Origin of the sequence: Segeticoccus rhizosphaerae, assembly GCF_009192725.1 — a bacterium.
Classification (GTDB): domain Bacteria; phylum Actinomycetota; class Actinomycetes; order Actinomycetales; family Dermatophilaceae; genus Segeticoccus; species Segeticoccus rhizosphaerae.
This window is the reverse complement of record NZ_VOHR01000497.1, coordinates 1-1,949: the sequence shown is the minus strand read 5'-3', so window position 1 is coordinate 1,949 and position 1,949 is coordinate 1. Positions and strand designations below refer to the sequence as shown.

Genomic DNA, 1,949 nt, shown 5'->3' with positions numbered 1-1,949 from the left:
CTCGCGGCCCGCCGCCCGCGCCGGCGTGCCCGGGGACGCCTCGCCGGCGACCACCTTGTCGCGCAGCTCCAGCACGATCCGCTCGGCGCCCTTCTTGCCGATGCCGGGCACCTTGGTCAGGGTGGCCAGGTCGCCGCCGCTGATCGCCCCCCGGAGCACGTCCGGCGGGTGCACCGCCAGCATGGCGAGGGCGAGCCGCGGTCCCACTCCGGAGACGGTCTGGACCTGCTCGAAGAGGGCGCGCTCGTCGGCGTCGGCGAAACCGTAGAGGGTGAGCGACTCCTCACGCACGACGAGGCTCGTGGCCAGGGTCGCCTGGCTCCCACGGCGCAGGTCGGCGGCCGTGCCCGGTGTCGTGTGGACGAGCAGCCCCACCCCGCCGACCTCGACGATGACGGAGTCGAGCCCGACGTGCTGCACGGGGCCGCGGACGGAGGCGATCACCGGCCCACCTTCGCACGTCGGGCGGCGACGGCACGGCGCTGGGCCGCTGCCGCCTGCTGCAGCCGGTCCTCGGCGCCGCCACGCCATACGTGGCAGATGGCAAGGGCCAGTGCGTCCGCGGCGTCGGCCGGCGTCGGTTGCGTGTCCAACCGCAGGATCCGGGTGACCATCGTGGTCACTTGCGCCTTGTCGGCACGGCCGCTGCCGGTCACGGCGGCCTTGACCTCGGTCGGGGTGTGCAGCGCCAGCGGCAGCCCGAGCCGTGCGGCGGCAAGCATCGGGATCGCCGACGCCTGAGCGGTGCCCATCACGCTGGCCAGGTTGGCCTGGCTGAAGACCCGTTCCACGGCCACCGCGTCGGGCTCGTAGCGGCGCATCCAGTCGTCGATCTCGGTCTGGATCGTGAGCAGCCGCTCCTGCACCGGGTCACCCGAGGGCGTGCGGACCACACCCACGGCGACCAGCCGCAGGGGTGAGCCGACGCCGCCGTCCACGACCCCGATGCCACAGCGCGTCAACCCCGGGTCGACGCCCAGCACCCGCACGGCCTTCTCCTCGTCCTCGCCGAACACCTGTTCGCTCCGAACGTACCTCGTGGGTGCCTCCGCACGCCGCTGCGACGCGCCGTCCGGGTTACCCGCGCCGTGTCCTCGGCCTCAGTCCTCGTCGTCGAGCTCGGCCAGCACGTCGTCGGGGACGTCGCCGTTGGCCCAGACGTTCTGCACCTCGTCACTGTCCTCGAGGGCCTCGATGACGCGGAACATCTTGCGGGCGCCGTCCACGTCGAGCGGCACCTCGACAGTGGGTACGAAGGACGCCTCGGCCGAGTCGTAGTCGATGTCGGCAGCCTGCAGCGCCTCGCGCACCGCGACGAAGTCGGTGGCCTCGCTCAGGATCTCGAAGGACTCCCCGAGGTCGTTGATCTCCTCGGCACCCGCGTCCAGGACCACCTCGAGCAACCGGTCCTCGGTCAGCTCCTCCTTGGGGACGATGACCACGCCCTTGCGGTTGAACAGGTAGGAGACTGCCCCGGGTTCGGCCAGGTTGCCGCCGGCGCGCGTCAGCGCCGTGCGCACCTCGGCCGCGGCCCGGTTGCGGTTGTCGGTGAGGCACTCGATGAGCACCGCCACTCCGCCGGGCGCGTAGCCCTCATACGTGATGTTCTGCCAGTCGGCGGCACCGGCCTCGGCGCCGCTGCCGCGCTTGACCGCGCGGTCGATGTTGTCGTTCGGGACACTGGTCTTCTTGGCCTTCTGGATGGCGTCGTAGAGGGTCGGGTTGCCGGCCGGGTCACCGCCGCCGGTGCGGGCCGCGACCTCGATGTTCTTGATCAGCTTGGCGAACAGCTTGCCCCGCTTGGCGTCGATCGCCGCCTTCTTGTGCTTGGTCGTCGCCCACTTGGAGTGGCCGCTCACTGGACTACCTTCCTCGCGTCGGCGGTTCTAGATGGACCGCTGATGCACCCGAGGTGCCGTCGGGTCACTGCCCTGCTCGCTCGACCGTGA

3 protein-coding genes are annotated in these 1,949 nt (G+C 71.6%); all 3 read right to left on the bottom strand.

Features of this window, described 5'->3' with window-relative positions; all coding sequences use genetic code 11:
- On the bottom strand, window positions 1-444 hold a 444-nt coding region (ruvA, locus tag FRW57_RS21070; RefSeq protein WP_152186984.1), incomplete at its 3' end, for a Holliday junction branch migration protein RuvA.
- Window positions 441-989, bottom strand: a complete 549-nt coding sequence (gene ruvC / locus FRW57_RS21065) for a crossover junction endodeoxyribonuclease RuvC (RefSeq protein WP_137120874.1) — start codon at window positions 987-989, stop codon at window positions 441-443. The genes ruvC and ruvA, both read right to left, overlap by 4 nt.
- Before the next feature lie 111 nt (window positions 990-1,100).
- Complete coding sequence (locus tag FRW57_RS21060) at window positions 1,101-1,859, bottom strand: YebC/PmpR family DNA-binding transcriptional regulator (RefSeq protein ID WP_137120792.1); 759 nt, start codon at window positions 1,857-1,859, stop codon at window positions 1,101-1,103.
- Between the last annotated feature and the right edge of the window lie 90 nt (window positions 1,860-1,949).